The following is a 15,576-nucleotide window of genomic DNA, read 5'->3' on the forward strand; positions in this document are numbered from 1 at the left end:
GCAGTGACGCGACTGAGCCCCGCATGAGCTCCGAGAGCCATCTCGAACCGATCGGCGGCCGCCGCATGAGGCGCGCGCCAAATCCGTCACGCGTCCATGCGCTGAGCCTGCCGAACATACTGACCTACGGCCGGATTTTCATCGTGCCGCTGGTGTGCGGCTGCCTGTTCGTGGGCGGCGACACGGCGCGCTGGACCGCGCTCGGCCTGTTCACGGTCGCCGCCGTCACCGATTTCCTCGATGGGTATCTTGCGCGCATCTGGGCGCAGTCCTCGCCGCTCGGACGCATGCTCGACCCGATCGCCGACAAGCTGCTGGTCTCCGCCTGCCTGCTGATGCTCTGCGCGGTGAACACCATCACCGGCTGGTCGCTGTGGGCCGCCGTGGTGATTCTCTGTCGCGAGGTTCTGGTCTCGGGGCTCCGCGAGTTCCTGGCGGAGCTGCGCGTCAGCGTGCCGGTCACCCAGCTCGCCAAATGGAAGACCACGGCGCAGCTGGTCTCGATCGGCTTCCTGCTGGCGGGGCCTGCGGGAGACGGCGTGCTGCCGCACAACACCGACATCGGCCTCGCGCTGCTGTGGTTCTCCGCCCTCCTTACGCTTTACACCGGCTATGATTATTTCCGGGCGGGCCTGCGCTACGTGCTCGAGGATCCGCCGGAATGAAGCTCAAATATTTCGCCTGGGTGCGCGAGCGGGTCGGCCGCGCCGAGGAGGAGACCGAGGCGCCGGCGACGGTGACGACGGTCGCCGACCTGGTCGCATGGCTCCGGACCCGGGGTCCCGAATATGAGCACGCCTTCGAGGCCGGCCCCTCGATCCGCGCCGCGATCGACAAGCGGCACGCCCGGCCGGACCAGCCGATCGCCGGCGCCGGCGAGATCGCCTTCTTTCCGCCAATGACCGGGGGCTGAGCGCCCCATGGCCGTGAGGCTGCAGCGCGAACCGTTCGATCTCGGCGCCGAAGTCGCCGCGCTGACGAACGGGCGGACCGACGCGGGCGCCGTCGTCACATTCTCCGGGCTCTGCCGCGACCGCGCCGATTCCGGCGCGAAGCTCATCGCCCTGACGCTCGAGCACTATCCCGGCATGGTCGAGGACGAGCTCGGCCGCATCGAGGCGGAGGCGCGCGTGCGCTGGCCGCTCGCCGATCTCCTCGTCATCCATCGCCATGGACGCATTCTGCCCGGCGAGCCGATCGTCCTCGTGGTCGCGCTGTCGGCCCACCGCGCCGCGGCCTTCGAGGCGGCGTCCTTCATGATGGACTACCTCAAGAGCTCCGCGCCGTTCTGGAAGAGCGAGGAGACCGAAGAGGGCGCCGCCTGGGTGGCCGCGAAAGGCTCCGACGATGAGGCGGTCAAGCGGTGGGCCCACGACTGACGCGTGTGGCGGCGAACACCACGCCAACCGTTAACCCTAACGAAACATCAACGTCGCCGCGGCGCCCGCTCCGCCCTAGGATCGCGCAATGAGCCGCGGATTCACGTTCCGGACGACCACTGGCCTGATCGTCGGCGCTTACGCGGTGATCGCGGCCGTGCTGGTGGTCGGGGCGGGACGCGACCTCAGCCAGGTCGTCGGGGCCTACGCTCCTCAGGTGTCCTGGCTGATGCAGGGAACGACCGACGCGCGGGTCGAAGCTCTGCTGGGCGCCGGCCGGCCCGAGACCGCCTCGCTCTACGCCTTCGTGGTCGCGATCTCCTGGAGCATGATCTCGGCGCTGACGGCGGCGGGCTTCGCCTGGGGCGTGCTGAACAAGGGCGCGACCGAGCTCGGCGTCGACAAGGCGATGAACTACCTGACGGCGCTTGCGGGTCTCTACGCGCTCGCGACCTGCACCGAGATCGCCCTGCACGCGCTGCATCTCAACATCCCGCAGGCCGGGCTGCACGCCATTCCCGGCGTCTGGTTCGGGACGATGATCCCGAGCGCCGCGATCCTGGCGCGCATCGGCGCGCTGATCGCGCATGACGCCGGTTCGCTGATCGCGATCGCGATCGCCGCCGAGCCGAAGCGGCTCGCCGAACTCGTCGCGAACGCCGAAGCCGTCCGCGGCGCCGAGAGCATGGAAGCCCGCCTCGCCCGGCTCATCGCGGCCCGGAGACGGCCGGGCTGACGGCGCGGCGCCAACCGCAGCCGCTTTCCCCCGACGCCCGTTCCGACGGCGCTTTTACGCCGACCCCGCGTCAGGCCGCGGCGACTTCCGCGGTTTTGGCCGGCGGACGCACGGCCGCGGCATAGTCGTTCATGAGAGTCTTGGTGATCTCGCCGACGGTGAAGCGCCACTGAGCGATCTCGGAGACCGGGGTGACCTCGGCGGCCGTGCCGCAGATGAAGCACTCCTCAAAGGAGGAGAGCTCCTCAGGCAGGATCGCGCGCTCGATCACCTCGATCCCGCGGGCCTTGGCGAGGCCGATCACCGTGCGGCGCGTGATGCCGTCGAGGAAGCAATCCGGCGTCGGCGTGTGCAGCTTGCCGTCCTTCACGAAGAACACGTTGGCGCCGGTGCATTCCGCGACCTGGCCGCGCCAGTCGAGCATCAGCGCGTCGGCATAGCCCTTCCGCTCGGCGGCGTGCTTCGACAGCGTGCAGATCATGTAGAGGCCGGTCGCCTTGGCCTTGGAGGGCGCGGTCCGCGGGTCGGGCCGGCGCCACTCGGCGAGGTCGATCCGGATGCCTTTCAGGCGCTCGGCCGGGTCGAAATAGCTCGGCCACTGCCACACCGCGATCGCGAGGTGGATCGTGTTGTTCTGGGCCGCGACGCCCATCATCTCGCTGCCGCGCCATGCGATGGGTCGAACATAGGCGTCCTCGAAGCCCTGCTTCGCCAGCGTCTCGACGCAGGCCCGGTCGATCTCCTCGACCGTGTAGGGAATGTCGAAGCCGAGCAGCTTGCCGGAGTCGATCAGGCGCTGATTGTGCTCGCGCATCTTGAAGATGACGCCGCCATAGGCCCGCTCGCCTTCGAACACCGCGCTCGCATAGTGCAGGCCGTGCGTCAGGACATGCACCTTGGCGTCAGCCCAGGGCGTGAACGCCCCGTCGAACCAGATGAACCCGTCGCGCTGGTCGAAGGGCTGGGCGGCGTCGGCCATTTTCGGCTCCTGAAAGCTTCGGCGCCGGAAGCGGGCTTCCGACGCGGCGTGATGTCCAATGGCGTCTTGCGCCTACGATCCAGCGATCGCGGGACGGACGCAACCGCGCAGTGCGTTTTGCGTCGCCGCCCCGGAGCCGGTATCGTCCCGGCTCGACGTCGGGGCTTGCGCGGACGATTCCGCGCATCTCCCGCGCCGACCGACGCGCGAGCGGCCGGCACTGTGACGACAGGATCGAATTAAGTCAACATGACTGACGTAATTTCGGTTGACGCCCGCATGGCTCGCCCGAATGGCGAGGCGAATCCGGACGAGGAGGCGGCCGCTCCCGCCTTCGACGTCATCGAGCTCCTGTTCTTCGCCTATCGCGACTTTGTCCGCGACCCGGACGAGGCGCTGATCGGCTACGGCTTCGGCCGGGCGCACCACCGAGTGCTGCATTTCGTGGACCGCAATCCCGGCCTCCGGGTCACCGAGCTGCTCGACATCCTGAAGATCACCAAGCAGAGCCTCGGCCGCGTGTTGCGCGAGCTCGTCGAAAAGGACTTCATCGTGCAGCGCGAAGGCGCCGCCGACCGCCGGCAGCGGCTGCTCTACGTGACCGAGCGCGGCGATCGTCTCGCCCGGCAATTGGCGCAGCTGCAGACCCGTCGCGTCTCCCGAGCGTTGGCGCATTGCGACAAGCAGGAGGCCGACGCGATCCGCCGATTCCTGTTCGAGATCATCGACCCCGAGGAGCGCCCCAAGGTCGCGAGGCTGACCGGCGCGCGCCCGCCGACCGGGCGGAGCTGAGCCGATGGCGCTCGCCGCCGCCAGCATGCAGCCGCTCGCCGACGACGCGCCGCATCTCCTCGTCGTCGACGACGACAGCCGCATCCGCACGCTGCTGCACAAGTTTCTGGGCTCGAACGGCTACCGCGTGACGGTGGCGGCCTCGGCCGCGGAGGCGCGTCAGAAGCTCGACCAGCTCGCCTTCGACCTGCTGGTGCTCGACGTCATGATGCCGGGCGAGAACGGCCTCGACCTCGCGCGCGCGGTGCGGGCGCGTTCGCCGGTGCCGATCCTGATGCTGACGGCGCGGACCGAGACCGACGACCGCATCGCAGGTCTCGAGAGCGGCGCGGACGACTATCTCGCCAAGCCCTTCAACCCGCGCGAGCTGCTGCTGCGGGTCGGCGGCATCCTGCGCCGGGCGGGCGCGGGACCTTCGGGCGCCGCGTCCGCGCCGGAGGTCCGCTTCGGCCCCTTCAGCTTCCACCGCGGGCGCGGCGAGCTGAAGCGCGGCGACGAGGTGGTGCGGCTCACAGACCGCGAACGCGACCTGCTGGCGGCCCTCGCCGAGCGACCGGGCCAGACCGTGCCGCGCTCGGCGATCGCCGGAGACGACGCCGCCCCCGGCGATCGCGCGGTCGACGTGGTCGTGACCAGGCTTCGCCGCAAGATCGAGGCGGACCCGGCGAACCCGATCCTGCTGCAGACCATGCGCGGGCTCGGCTATCGCCTGCTCGCCGACGAATGAACCTGCCCAAGACCGGTCCGATCGGCTGGCTGCGCCGCCGGATTCCCCGCGGGCTCTACACGCAGTCGCTGATCATCATCATCGCGCCGATGGTGCTGCTGCAGGGCATCCTCGCCTTCGTGTTCATGGAGCGGCACTACGAGCAGGTGACCAAGCGCCTCTCGACCGCCGTGGGTCAGGACATCGCCGCGCTCATCGAGCTGAGGCTCGCGAACCGCTCGGCGGAGAACGAGGCGCAGCTCGTGCGCATCGCCCGCGAGCGACTGTCGCTGAACGTCGAGTTTCTGCCGGGACAGACGCTGCCGCCCGCCCGTCCCCGCCCGTTCTTCTCGATCCTCGACGAGCAGCTTTCGAAGCAGATCTCCGACGAGGTGAAACGGCCGTTTTGGATCGACACGGTCGGCCGCTCCAATTTCGTCGAGATCCGCATCCAGCTCGACGACGCCGTCATGAAGGTGCTCGCCAAGCGCAACCAGACCTACGCCTCCAACAGCCACATCTTCATCCTCTGGATGGTCGGCGCCTCGCTCGTGCTGATCGTGATCGCGATCCTCTTCCTGCGCGCGCAGATGAGGCCGATCCTCGCGCTCGCCGACGCGGCCGACGCCTTCGGCAAGGGCCGCGAAGGGCCGGAGTTCCAGGTGCGCGGCGCGCGCGAGGTGCGGCTCGCCGCTGCCTCCTTCATCGCCATGCGCGACCGCATCGAACGCTCGATCGAGCAGCGCACCACCATGCTCGCCGGCGTCAGCCACGATCTCAGGACCATTCTGACCCGCTTCCAGCTCGAGCTCGCGCTGCTCGGCGACGGACCGGAGGTCGCGGATCTCAACAGCGACGTCGAGGAGATGTCGCGGATGCTGGAGGCCTACATCGCCTTCGTGCGCGGCGACGCCGGCGAGGCGGCGGAGCCGACCGACGTGCCGCAGCTTCTCGAAGACCTGAAGCGCGCGGCCGAGACCCACGGCGCGACCGCGAGCGTCGAGGCTCATGGCGAGCCGCTCGCCATCGTGCGCCCCCAGGCCTTTCGCCGCTGCCTGCAGAACCTCGTCGCCAACGCCTCCCGTTACGCCACCCGCATCGTCATCACCGCGATCCATGACGGCCGCAGACTGGAGATCCGCATCGACGACGACGGGCCGGGCATTCCCGCCGACAAGCGCGAGGAGGCGTTCCGCCCCTTCCTGCGTCTCGACGAGGCCCGCAGCCAGGACAAGCATGGCGGCTCGTCGGGCCTCGGCCTCGCCATCACCCGCGACATCGCCCGCAGCCATGGCGGCGACGTCACGCTGGAATCGAGTCCGCTGGGAGGATTGCGCGCGGTGGTGTCCGTCCCGGCGTGAGCGTCCGCAAGCGCGGCGCCCCGCCCCCTTTCCGTCATCCTGGGCTTGTCCCAGGATCCATAAACGCCTCGCGCCAGGTCGATCGCCCGCGGCGGCAATGGGTTCCGGGACGAGCCCGGAACGACGGCGCGTCTCAGAACATCCGCCCTCCGGCCGGAACCTCGAGGGTCGGGGACAGCAGGACCACCTCGCCGTCGGAATCGGGCACGCCGAGCGTCAGCACCTCGGACATGAACTTGCCGATCTGCCGCGGCGGGAAATTCACGACCGCCACGACCTGTTTTCCGACCAGCGTCTCCGGCGCGTAGTGCTTCGTGATCTGCGCGGAGGACCGCTTCACCCCGATCTCCGGGCCGAAATCGATCCTGAGCTTGAGCGCGGGTTTGCGCGCCTCGGGGTAAGGCTCCGCCTCGACCACCACGCCGACGCGGATGTCGACCTTCAGGAAATCGTCGAAGCCTATGGGCGCGACGGGGCCAGCCTCGCTCATGCGGCGGTCGCGACGTCGTCGTCCGGCGTCGAGCGCCGCCCGGTCGCGCGGCCGAAGACGCGCCCGACGGCGTCGCGGAACGGAGCGGTCATTCGCTCGACGTCGCCTGCGGCGCGCGCCACGCGTTCGGCCGTGCGCAGCTCCTCGTCGAGCGCCTTCATCGTCCGGGCGAGGCCCTCGTCGTCGTCGTTCAGGAACGTCTCGAAGACGCGCGCAGTCACGAGCACCAGCCCCTGCGCCCGCGCCGTCCCGAGCGGCCCGGCTTCCGGCACGCCGGCTGCGGCCAGCATCCACTGCATCGAGGACACCGCGACCTGGTTCATCGCGGCCGCGCCCATCGGGTCCATGCGCAGACCGCTTCGGATCGACCTCAGCGCGTCGCGATAGGGGGCGAGCGCCTCGAACCGCCGCATCAGCACGTCGAACAGGCGCTCGCGCGCCGGCTCGTCCGCCATGTCCTTGACGTCGTGGCTGAGCACGTCGAGGTCGATCTTGCGGACGAAGCCCGCCACGATCGCGCCCTTGGACGGAAACAGCCCGCGGAGCTCGGCGAGCGACACGCCGGCCCGCTCCGCGATGTCGAACAGCCCGATCTCCGACCAGCGCCGCTCGGCGAGCAGCGCGAGCAGCGCGTCGACGATCGCGTCGCGCGGATCGCCGGCCGCGGCCTTCGCCGCCTTGGGGGCGGCGGCCGCCGCGGAGGGCTTGGGCTCGTCGGCGTCGGAGACGGCGGCTTTGGGCGGGCGCGGCGCCATGGCGGAGCTCCTCGGAACGATGGGCGTGGCGTCGAAGAAGATAGGGCGCAAACGGCGTCGCTTCCAAGGCGAGTCGCGTCGCGACGCGGGCGGCGTCAGCCTGCGAGCTCGCGCGCCCGTTTGGTGGCGGCCGCGACGGCGCGAGACATGAGGGGCCCGAGCCCGTCCTCGGCCATCAGCACGTCGAGCGCCGCGGCGGTCGTGCCGTTGGGCGAGGTGACGTTGCGGCGCAGGATCGCCGGCGGCTCGGCCGATCGCCGCAGCAGCTCCCCCGAGCCCTCGACGGTCTTGCGGGCGAGCGTCTCGGCGAGCTCGGCGGGAAGGCCGGCGGCGACCCCCGCCTTAGCCAACTCCTCGACGAGCAGAAAAACATAGGCCGGGCCGGAGCCGGACACGCCGGTGACCGCGTCGATCAGCTCCTCGCGATCGACCCAGATCACGTCGCCGGCGGCCTTGAGCAGGCGCTCGGCCAGGGACCGCTGCGCCTCGGTCGTCGCCGGACCGGCGAAGCAGCCGGTGACTCCGCGGCCGATCGCGGCCGGCGTGTTCGGCATCGCCCGGACGATCGCCTGACCCTCAGGGAACGCCGCGCCGAGAGTGGCGAGCGTCGTGCCGGCCATGATGGAGATGACGACCGTCTTCGGTCCCGCGAAGGCCGCGGCCGGCGGCAGCGCGGCGTCCGCCATCTGCGGCTTGACCGCGAGCACGATCGCGGCGGGGCCGGAGAGGTCGCCGGACTGGGGTCCGAGCGTGCAGCCGATCTTCCGGAGCCTGTCGACGCTCGGGTCCGGCAGCGCGGGATCGATGACGAAGACGGATTTCGGATCGAGCCCGCTCGCGAGCCAGCCGTCGAGCAGCGCGCCGCCCATCTTGCCCGCGCCGATCAGCAGAACCGGGCCGCCCGCCTCGAGCGGCCCGGAGTAATGCGCGTTCACTTAGGGTTCGTGGTCGTCACGCCTCCCCCACCGTTTCGAAGGCCACCACCTCCATGGCCTCCTTTGCGGTCTTGCCCGCCCAGACCACGAACTGGAACGCCTGGTAATGGCGTTCGCAGGCCTCGATGGCGGCCTCGAGCAGCGCTTCGCATTGCGGGGCGCTCGCCTCCGCGCCGCCGGACAGCAGAAGGGTATGGCGATACGCGATCACCCCCTCCTGGCTCCACAGATCGAAGTGACCGAGCCACATCTGCTCGTTCACAAGCGTCAGCAGTTGAAGAACCTCCGGTTTGCGGCGATCGGGGACTTTGAGATCGAAGGCGCAGGCGAGGTGAAGGGACTCCAGGTCGCCCATCCACGTGAGAGACACGTGGTAGTCGGACCATGACCCGTCGACGGAGATCGTGATCTCGTCGTCGCCCGACCGGTCGAAGGACCAGTCGTTCAACGTCGCGATGCGTTCGATCGTGTCGACAGGATGGGCCTGGCGATCGGCGTCCACGTCGATGAGAGCCATGAGCTCCTCCCGGGGTGAGGCCCGCTGCGCGGGCGTGGGAACGACGTTACGCGTGACGGACGGGCCAGGACGGCCCGCCAACCGCGGCTCCGAGGCGCGCCGGGTCAGAGTCCCGGCGATTCGAGCCGCCACATTCAGTATAGGGCGCGAATTGCCGCGCTGCACACCGGGGATTTGTGGCCCCGGCGCAACTAATCCCCGACCGTGTCATCAAATCCCTTCGGGGCCCCGTCCGGAGCGGGCTCCTGCGCCGGTTCGGCGGCGTCGAGCCGCGCCTCGAGCGCCGCGATGCGGGCTTCGAGACGCTCGTTCTCTTCCCGGGCGCGGCTCGCCATCGCCTTGACGGCCTCGAACTCGTCGCGCCGGACCAGATCGAGATCGGCGATGATCCGGGCGACCTGCTGGCGGCCCAGGGTCTCGATCTCGCGCCGGACGCCGGCGGCTGCGCCCGCGGCGTCCGTCATCAGGCGTCCGAGTTCGTCGAACACGCGGCCGCGGGTCTCGGTCATCGGTGTCTCCGGAGTTGCCAAATTCACGGCTTTGAGATGGCGCCCCCGGAGGCCGGGCGCAAGCGCGGCCGAGCGGGACGCTCACGGTCCGATCAAACTGAATTGAGGCCATGGAACAATCAAATACCGCCCGCGCGTCCTTAGCTGAACGCTCGACCGCCGCGACATGCGCGGCTTTGCAGCCTCACAGGAGCACGACAATGAAGACTTTGATCGCAGTCGCCGGCGCGCTGGCGCTCACGGCGAGCGTCGCTCAGGCCGAGACCATGTACCGGACCACCGAGCCCGCCCCGGTGCGGATGGACGCGATGGGCGCGGCCGCCCCTTCCTCCGCCGGCTACAGTCCGTCCGCGAGCTACTACGAGAGCCCGAGCGCCGGCACGGCCCATCCGGCCCTCGGCGAGAGCCCGGCGGCGGGCTTCGAATATCAGAATTCGACCGAGGCGCGCGACAGGACGCCGAACATCGGCGCAGGCACGAGCCGCTCGTCGGACGCCAACAACGGCTGATCGCCGTCAAGTTGGCGGCGGGGGGCCGAGCCGCTCCCGCCCTCGTGGCGTCGCTCATAATCCGCCTGTCTCCGGAAGTTCCGTGCGCGACGCGCAGGGCAGCGAGCTTGAAACGTCCGGTTCTCCGCGGCGATGCACGTCACATCTGTACCGTCACCGAAGGACGCTGCATTCCTGCAACGCCCATCCTTGATGGGAGACGGATATGAAGACGCTCATCTACGCCGTCGGCGCGCTCGCGCTGGCCGCCACCGCCGCCGAAGCGGCCCCGGTCGACAAGTACACGATCACCGGCTACGCCGCCGCGTCGGCCGTTGAGCGCGGCGTGCCGCTGGAGCAGTCCAGGGCGCCGCAGGACGCGGGCTATGTGGCGGCCGTCGCGGGCGGCGCCGACGTCTATCGCGGCCGTGGCGCGAACGTTCGCGATCGCGCGACCAACCAGGGCGCCGGCTCCAGTCGCAGCAGCGACGCCAACCAGGGCTGACGCCGGGCCGATCGGCCGCCGATCTGAAAGAGCGCCGGGGCCCGTCCCCGGCGCTTTTTTGTGTGGCGGCGCCCTGCCCGGTCGCCATGCGTCAGGCGGCGACGCTTGACACCCCTTCCCCCTCCGCCCATCACGCCGCGGCCCGTCCGGAGCCGCAGATGCCCCTGTTCGCGATCCCGTTTCCCATCGTCGACCCGGTCGCCGTCGCCATCGGGCCGCTCGCGATCCGGTGGTACGCGCTCGCCTACATCGCCGGGCTGCTGATCGGATGGTGGCTCGCCAAACGGATCGCCGGCGCCGACGCGCTCTGGGGTCCGGTCCGTCGGCCCGAGCCGGTCGCGATCGACGACCTCATCATGTGGGTCGCCTTCGGCGTCATCCTCGGCGGACGCCTCGGCTACGTGCTGTTCTACGACCCCGCGCACTACCTCGCCGAACCAGTCGAAGCTCTGAAGGTCTGGCACGGCGGCATGAGCTTCCATGGCGGCTTTCTCGGCGCGGCGCTGGGCGTCGCCCTGTTCGCGCGGTCGCGGCGGCTTCCGGCCCTGCCGATCTTCGACATCGCCTGCGCGGTCGCGCCGGTCGGCCTGTTCTTCGGGCGGATCGCGAACTTCATCAATGGCGAGCTGTTCGGCCGGGCGAGCGACGTCCCCTGGGCCATGGTCTTCCCGGCCGGCGGCTCGGAGCCGCGCCACCCGAGCCAGCTCTATCAGGCCGCGCTCGAAGGCCTCGTGCTGTTCGTCCTCGTGCAGATCGTCGTGCGCGGCGGAGGGCTGAAGCGGCCGGGGCTGGTCTCGGGCGTCTTCGTCGCGGGCTACGGCGTGGCGCGGATCGTGGGCGAGCGGTTCCGGGAGCCCGACGCGCAGATCGGCTTCCTCGCCGGCGGGCTCACCATGGGCATGCTGCTGTCGATCCCGATGGTTCTGATCGGCCTCGCGCTGATCGGGCTCGCGCTCCGGCGTCGCAGCGCGGGATGACCCCGCTCGGGCGCGAGATCGCGTCTCTGATCGCGGTCGAAGGACCGATCTCCGTCGCCCGCTACATGGCGCTCTGCCTCGGCCATCCGACGCTCGGCTATTACGCGACCCGCGATCCGTTCGGCGCCGACGGCGACTTCACGACCGCGCCCGAGATCAGCCAGATGTTCGGCGAGCTGATCGGCCTGTGGTGCGCCGAGGCTTGGGCGGCGATGGGCGCGCCGCCGCGGGTCGTTCTGGTCGAACTCGGCCCCGGCCGCGGCACGCTGATGGCCGATTTGCTCCGCGCCGCCCGCGCGGCGCCCGGCTTTCGCGAAGCGCTCGACGTGACGCTGGTCGAGACCAGCCCGACGCTGCGCGCCGTCCAGGCACGGACGCTGGAGGGGGCGGGCGTTCCTGTCCGCTGGGCGGACTCGGTCCATGAGTCGCTGGACGCCGCCCCCCCCGAGGGCAAGCGCCCCCTCCCCCTCCTCGTGGTCGCGAACGAGTTCTTCGACGCCCTGCCTGTCCGCCAGTTCGTGCGCATCGCCGACGGCTGGCGCGAGCGGGTGGTGGGGCTCGGCCCCGGCGGCGAGCTCGGCTTGGGGCTCGCGCCGGATGCGCCGACCGACGTCGCCCTGCCGGATTGCCCGGAGGGCGACCTGCGCGAGCTCTGCGCGCCGGCGCTCGACATCGTGGCGAGCCTTGCGGACCATATGGCGCGCCATGGCGGCGCGGGGCTCGTCGTCGACTACGGCTATGTCTCCGGCGCCGGCGACACGCTGCAGGCGATGGCGCGCCACGCCTTCGTCGATCCGCTGGCGGCGCCCGGCGAGGCCGACCTCACCGCCCATGTCGATTTCGCGGCGCTCGCGCTTGCGGCGCGTGGTCGCGGCGCGGCCGTGAGCCGCCCGATCGCGCAGGCCGATCTGCTCGAGCGGCTCGGCCTCGCCGCCCGCGCGGAGCGGCTCTCGGCGCAGGCGACGGCCGACCAGCGCGCAGGAATCGCCGCCGCCGTCGCGCGCCTGACGGACCGCGCGCCGACCGGCATGGGCGCCCTGTTCAAGGCGCTCGCCTTCGCCGATCCTCGCCTCGGCGCGCCGCCCGCCTTCGACCTCGCCGACCCGCGCCCCGCCTGAGCCCAAGGAGACGCCCGATGGACGCCGCGACCCCGACCGTGCCCGTCGTCGAATCGGCCGCCCTCGCCGCCCTGCCCGGCGTCGCGCACGCCTTCTTCACGCGGCAGGGCGGCGTGTCGCAGGGCCTCTACGCCAGCCTGAACGGCGGATTGGGATCGCGGGACGATCCGGAGGCCGTGCGCGAAAACCGGCGGCGGATGCTGGCGGCGCTCGGGCTCGCGCCCGGCCGGTTCGCGATTCCCTGGCAGGTGCACTCCGCCGACGTCGCGGTCGCGACCGGCCCCTGGACGCGCGACGACAGCCCGCATGTCGACGCCGTCGTCACCGCGACGCGCGGGCTCGCCGCCGCCGTCACGGTCGCCGATTGCGCGCCGGTGCTGTTCGCGGACGTCAACGCCGGCGTCGTCGGCGCGGCGCATGCCGGCTGGAAGGGCGCGTTCGGCGGGGTGCTGGAGGCGACGCTGGACGCCATGGAGCGGCTCGGCGCGCGCCGGGGGGACGTGGTCGCGGCGCTCGGGCCCTGCATCCGGCAGCCGAGCTACGAGGTCGGGCCGGAATTCGCCGCCCGCTTCACCGCCGCCGACCCTGACAACGCCCGCTTCTTCGCGCCCTCGGCGCGGCCCGGCCATGCGCTGTTCGACCTCGGCGGCTACGTCGTCGCGCGGCTTGAGGGCGCCGGCGTCGGAACCGTCGACGATCTCGGCCTCGACACCTATTCCGACGAGGCGCGGTTCTTCAGCTTCCGCCGCGCGACCCACCGCGCCGAGCCGGACTATGGGCGGCTGATCGCAGCCGTCGCGTTGACCGAACCTTAGGCTTGAATCCGGTCCGCGCCGCCGCGAGGGCCGTCGTTAATCCGTCGCTTAACGCCTCGGCCGCCATGTTGAGGCTCATTTGAATCGCTGTTAAGAGCGCAGCGCTCCGGGCCGGACCTTACGCCTCCTCCCCGCCCTGGACCTACGGGACACGTCGCATGAAGGTCGTCGCCGGCAACTCCAACCGCGCGCTCGCGGAGGCGATCGCCGCCTATCTCGCGACGCCGCTGACCCGCTGCAACGTGCGGCGCTTCGCGGATATGGAGGTGTTCGTCGAGATCCTCGAAAACGTCCGCGGCGAGGACGTGTTCGTGGTGCAGTCGACGTCGTTCCCCGCGAACGACCATCTGATGGAGCTGCTGATCATCATCGACGCGCTGCGCCGCTCCTCGGCGCGGCGGATCACCGCGGTGATGCCCTATTTCGGCTACGCCCGTCAGGACCGGCGCTCCTCCGGCCGCACGCCGATCTCGGCCAAGCTCGTCGCGAACATGATCACCCAGGCCGGCGCCGACCGGGTGCTGACGCTCGACCTGCACGCCGGCCAGATCCAGGGCTTCTTCGACATCCCGACCGACAATTTGTTCGCCGCCCCCGTGATGGTGCGCGACATCCAGGAGCGGCTGCCGCTCGACAACGTCATGGTGGTGTCGCCCGACGTCGGCGGCGTGGTGCGCGCGCGCGCGATCGCGAAGCGCATCGGCGCCCAGCTTGCGATCGTCGACAAGCGCCGCGAGCGCGCCGGCGAGAGCGAGGTGATGAACGTCATCGGCGACGTCGAGGGCCATTCCTGCATCCTCGTCGACGACATCGTCGATTCCGGCGGCACGCTGGTGAACGCCGCCGAGGCGCTGATCGCGCAGGGCGCGAGCGACGTCTACGCCTATCTCACCCACGGGGTGCTGTCGGGCGGCGCGGTCGCGCGCATCACCGCGAGCCGCATCAAGGAGCTGATCATCACGGATTCGATCCAGCCGACGGAGGCGGTCCGCGTCGCCCGCAACATCCGGGTGATCTCGATCGCGACCCTGATCGGCGAGGCGATCGCCCGCACGTCGAGCGAAGAGAGCGTGTCGAGCCTGTTCGACTGAGACAGAGCGCTCGGGGGCTCGCCCCTCAACGCGCGCGCTCCACGTCTGTCATCCCGGGCTCGTCCCGGGATCCATTCCCGCTCACGCCGCCCTGCCCTGCGACACGCCGAGGCAATGGGTTCCGGGACACGCCCGGAACGACGGCCGCGGCGGTCCGGGCGCCATCACCCTCCCCCGTCATCCCGGGCCCGTCCCGGGATCCATTCCCGCTCACGCCGCCATGCCCTGCGATACGCCGAGGCAATGGGTTCCGGGACACGCCCGGAACGACGGCCGCGGCGGTCCGCCCGCCCTCACCCCTCCGCGATCTTCGCGCGCAGGCGCTCCTCCTGGCTGGCGAGCTCGGGCGTGAAGGCCTCGCCGAAATCCTCGGCCTCGAACACCGGCCGAATCTCGATCTCGCTCGGCCCCGGCATCGGGTTCGGGCAGCGCCTCGCCCATGCGACCGCCTCGTCCATGTCCTTCACCCGCCAGAGCCAGAAGCCCGCGATCAGCTCCTTGGTCTCCGTGAACGGCCCGTCGGTCACGACGCGCGAGGCGCCGTCGAAGGCGACGCGCTTGCCCTTCGAGGAGGGATGCAGCCCCTCGCCGGCGAGCATGATCCCGGCCTCGACCAGCAATTCGTTGTACTTGCCCATCGCCTCGAGCAGCTCGGTCGAAGGCATCGCCCCCGCCTCGCTGTCGGCGGTCGCCTTCACGATCACCATCACGCGCATGTCAGTCCCTCCGATCGAACGGGCCGTGTGCGGCCGTTTCCGATCCTAGGACGAACGGGAGGGCGGGGAGCCGACAAGGGGAGACGACGCCCTCACGCGTTCTGTGACGCGCACTGCGCGGTGCCTCCGTCGCGCCGGCTCAAGACGGGCGCGTCATGCCGCCTTCATGGGCATCCAGACTTGGCCTCAGTAGGAAGGTCCGCTGCCGCCAAGCAATTCGCCGCGCCTGTGGCGGCCGCGGATGCTTGATGGATCTCGACGTCGATTCCATCGCACCGTCACCCTCTCTTTGCGACATTATCCGCCCCCCAGTCGCCAAGAACTGAGGGCCCGCGTTCGACGAAAGTGGCCTGGGGGCTACCATGCCGCTGGCCAGCGATGGTCGTGCTGCAGCTTTGGCCGACACCACTTTAACGAGTTAGCGCACACAAGTATGGGACCATTTGTGGGATGCTTCGTTACAGAATAGCGAGCTGATAAGCAGTTGTACTTATAGCGACAGATGCACCTATACGCAATAATAACTCGGCGGCTTGGTTGCCTTGGATGAGATAATGCGGACGCTCTCGGTCGCTACAGTGCTAATGATGGGCATCGCGGGGCAGTCTGCGACGTCTACGGATGCTTCGGCTCAGACTATCCCAAACGCCCCGCCCTGTAACGCGCCGAACATTCAAACTGGTCATGTCGTTCCTGTCCAAATGATG

The 15,576-nt window shown here is 70.2% G+C and carries 20 protein-coding genes; 13 read left to right on the forward strand and 7 right to left on the reverse strand.

The features are described from left to right. Positions 1-65 precede the first annotated feature (65 nt). The 4 genes from pgsA to ACO2RJ_RS15575 all read left to right on the forward strand — a co-directional run bounded on the left by pgsA (position 66) and on the right by ACO2RJ_RS15575 (position 2,115). On the forward strand, positions 66-665 hold the full coding sequence (pgsA, locus tag ACO2RJ_RS15560) for a CDP-diacylglycerol--glycerol-3-phosphate 3-phosphatidyltransferase (protein WP_423269408.1): 600 nt from the start codon (positions 66-68) through the stop codon (positions 663-665). Next, complete coding sequence (gene moaD / locus ACO2RJ_RS15565) at positions 662-913, forward strand: molybdopterin converting factor subunit 1 (RefSeq protein WP_423269024.1); 252 nt, start codon at positions 662-664, stop codon at positions 911-913. The genes pgsA and moaD overlap by 4 nt, the downstream gene beginning before the upstream one ends. 7 nt (positions 914-920) lie before the next feature. Beyond that, positions 921-1,379, forward strand: a complete 459-nt coding sequence (locus ACO2RJ_RS15570) for a molybdenum cofactor biosynthesis protein MoaE (RefSeq protein ID WP_423269025.1) — start codon at positions 921-923, stop codon at positions 1,377-1,379. An 88-nt stretch (positions 1,380-1,467) separates the two neighbouring features. Continuing rightward, positions 1,468-2,115 (forward strand): hypothetical protein, encoded by a 648-nt coding sequence (locus tag ACO2RJ_RS15575; protein WP_423269026.1) that lies wholly within the window; start codon positions 1,468-1,470, stop codon positions 2,113-2,115. Positions 2,116-2,185: 70 nt separating this feature from the next. Here the strand turns inward: ACO2RJ_RS15575 and ACO2RJ_RS15580 are convergent, their stop codons facing one another. Next, positions 2,186-3,094 (reverse strand): branched-chain amino acid aminotransferase, encoded by a 909-nt coding sequence (locus ACO2RJ_RS15580; protein ID WP_423269027.1) that lies wholly within the window; start codon positions 3,092-3,094, stop codon positions 2,186-2,188. A gap of 249 nt (positions 3,095-3,343) precedes the next feature. Between ACO2RJ_RS15580 and ACO2RJ_RS15585 the strand changes: the two genes are divergently transcribed. The 3 genes from ACO2RJ_RS15585 to ACO2RJ_RS15595 are packed head-to-tail and all read left to right on the forward strand — an operon-like array spanning position 3,344 to position 5,953. After that, positions 3,344-3,886 (forward strand): MarR family winged helix-turn-helix transcriptional regulator, encoded by a 543-nt coding sequence (locus ACO2RJ_RS15585; protein WP_423269028.1) that lies wholly within the window; start codon positions 3,344-3,346, stop codon positions 3,884-3,886. 4 nt (positions 3,887-3,890) lie between these two features. After that, complete coding sequence (locus ACO2RJ_RS15590) at positions 3,891-4,613, forward strand: response regulator (protein ID WP_423269029.1); 723 nt, start codon at positions 3,891-3,893, stop codon at positions 4,611-4,613. Then, positions 4,610-5,953: an ATP-binding protein gene (locus ACO2RJ_RS15595; RefSeq protein ID WP_423269030.1), complete on the forward strand. Its 1,344-nt coding sequence runs from the start codon at positions 4,610-4,612 to the stop codon at positions 5,951-5,953. Before ACO2RJ_RS15590 ends, ACO2RJ_RS15595 begins: the two co-directional genes overlap by 4 nt. 133 nt (positions 5,954-6,086) lie before the next feature. Here ACO2RJ_RS15595 and ACO2RJ_RS15600 read toward each other — a convergent pair whose 3' ends face one another. The 5 genes from ACO2RJ_RS15600 to ACO2RJ_RS15620 form a co-directional block, all read right to left on the reverse strand. After that, entirely contained in the window at positions 6,087-6,443 is a 357-nt protein-coding gene (locus ACO2RJ_RS15600) for a tRNA-binding protein (RefSeq protein ID WP_423269031.1), read from the reverse strand. Then, the gene (locus ACO2RJ_RS15605; protein ID WP_423269032.1) at positions 6,440-7,198 is read right to left on the reverse strand and encodes a TetR/AcrR family transcriptional regulator; all 759 of its coding nucleotides are present in this window, start codon (positions 7,196-7,198) and stop codon (positions 6,440-6,442) included. Before ACO2RJ_RS15605 ends, ACO2RJ_RS15600 begins: the two co-directional genes overlap by 4 nt. 95 nt (positions 7,199-7,293) lie before the next feature. After that, positions 7,294-8,133, reverse strand: coding sequence for a pyrroline-5-carboxylate reductase (gene proC, locus ACO2RJ_RS15610; RefSeq protein ID WP_423269033.1), 840 nt, complete (start codon positions 8,131-8,133; stop codon positions 7,294-7,296). A 16-nt stretch (positions 8,134-8,149) separates the two neighbouring features. Beyond that, positions 8,150-8,650, reverse strand: coding sequence for a YbjN domain-containing protein (locus ACO2RJ_RS15615; protein ID WP_423269034.1), 501 nt, complete (start codon positions 8,648-8,650; stop codon positions 8,150-8,152). A gap of 191 nt (positions 8,651-8,841) precedes the next feature. Further along, entirely contained in the window at positions 8,842-9,159 is a 318-nt protein-coding gene (locus ACO2RJ_RS15620) for an accessory factor UbiK family protein (RefSeq protein WP_423269035.1), read from the reverse strand. Positions 9,160-9,359: 200 nt separating this feature from the next. Between ACO2RJ_RS15620 and ACO2RJ_RS15625 the strand changes: the two genes are divergently transcribed. The 6 genes from ACO2RJ_RS15625 (at position 9,360) to ACO2RJ_RS15650 (ending at position 14,153) form a co-directional block, all read left to right on the forward strand. Next, positions 9,360-9,668 carry a hypothetical protein gene (locus tag ACO2RJ_RS15625; protein ID WP_423269036.1) on the forward strand — a complete coding sequence of 103 codons (309 nt, stop codon included), beginning with the start codon at positions 9,360-9,362 and terminating at the stop codon, positions 9,666-9,668. 205 nt (positions 9,669-9,873) lie between these two features. Beyond that, positions 9,874-10,152, forward strand: coding sequence for a hypothetical protein (locus ACO2RJ_RS15630; RefSeq protein WP_423269037.1), 279 nt, complete (start codon positions 9,874-9,876; stop codon positions 10,150-10,152). A 158-nt stretch (positions 10,153-10,310) separates the two neighbouring features. After that, complete coding sequence (gene lgt / locus ACO2RJ_RS15635) at positions 10,311-11,129, forward strand: prolipoprotein diacylglyceryl transferase (RefSeq protein ID WP_423269038.1); 819 nt, start codon at positions 10,311-10,313, stop codon at positions 11,127-11,129. After that, the gene (locus ACO2RJ_RS15640) at positions 11,126-12,247 is read left to right on the forward strand and encodes a class I SAM-dependent methyltransferase (protein ID WP_423269039.1); all 1,122 of its coding nucleotides are present in this window, start codon (positions 11,126-11,128) and stop codon (positions 12,245-12,247) included. Before lgt ends, ACO2RJ_RS15640 begins: the two co-directional genes overlap by 4 nt. Before the next feature lie 17 nt (positions 12,248-12,264). Further along, positions 12,265-13,062, forward strand: coding sequence for a peptidoglycan editing factor PgeF (gene pgeF / locus ACO2RJ_RS15645; protein ID WP_423269040.1), 798 nt, complete (start codon positions 12,265-12,267; stop codon positions 13,060-13,062). Positions 13,063-13,220: 158 nt separating this feature from the next. After that, on the forward strand, positions 13,221-14,153 hold the full coding sequence (locus ACO2RJ_RS15650; protein WP_423269041.1) for a ribose-phosphate pyrophosphokinase: 933 nt from the start codon (positions 13,221-13,223) through the stop codon (positions 14,151-14,153). A gap of 293 nt (positions 14,154-14,446) precedes the next feature. On the opposite strand, the gene ACO2RJ_RS15655 is transcribed toward ACO2RJ_RS15650, so the two are convergent. Continuing rightward, positions 14,447-14,869, reverse strand: coding sequence for a YciI family protein (locus ACO2RJ_RS15655; protein WP_423269042.1), 423 nt, complete (start codon positions 14,867-14,869; stop codon positions 14,447-14,449). Positions 14,870-15,576 lie beyond the last annotated feature (707 nt).

It is taken from the genome of Hansschlegelia sp. KR7-227 (assembly GCF_049446035.1).
In the GTDB taxonomy this organism is placed as follows: Bacteria; Pseudomonadota; Alphaproteobacteria; order Rhizobiales; family Methylopilaceae; genus Methylopila.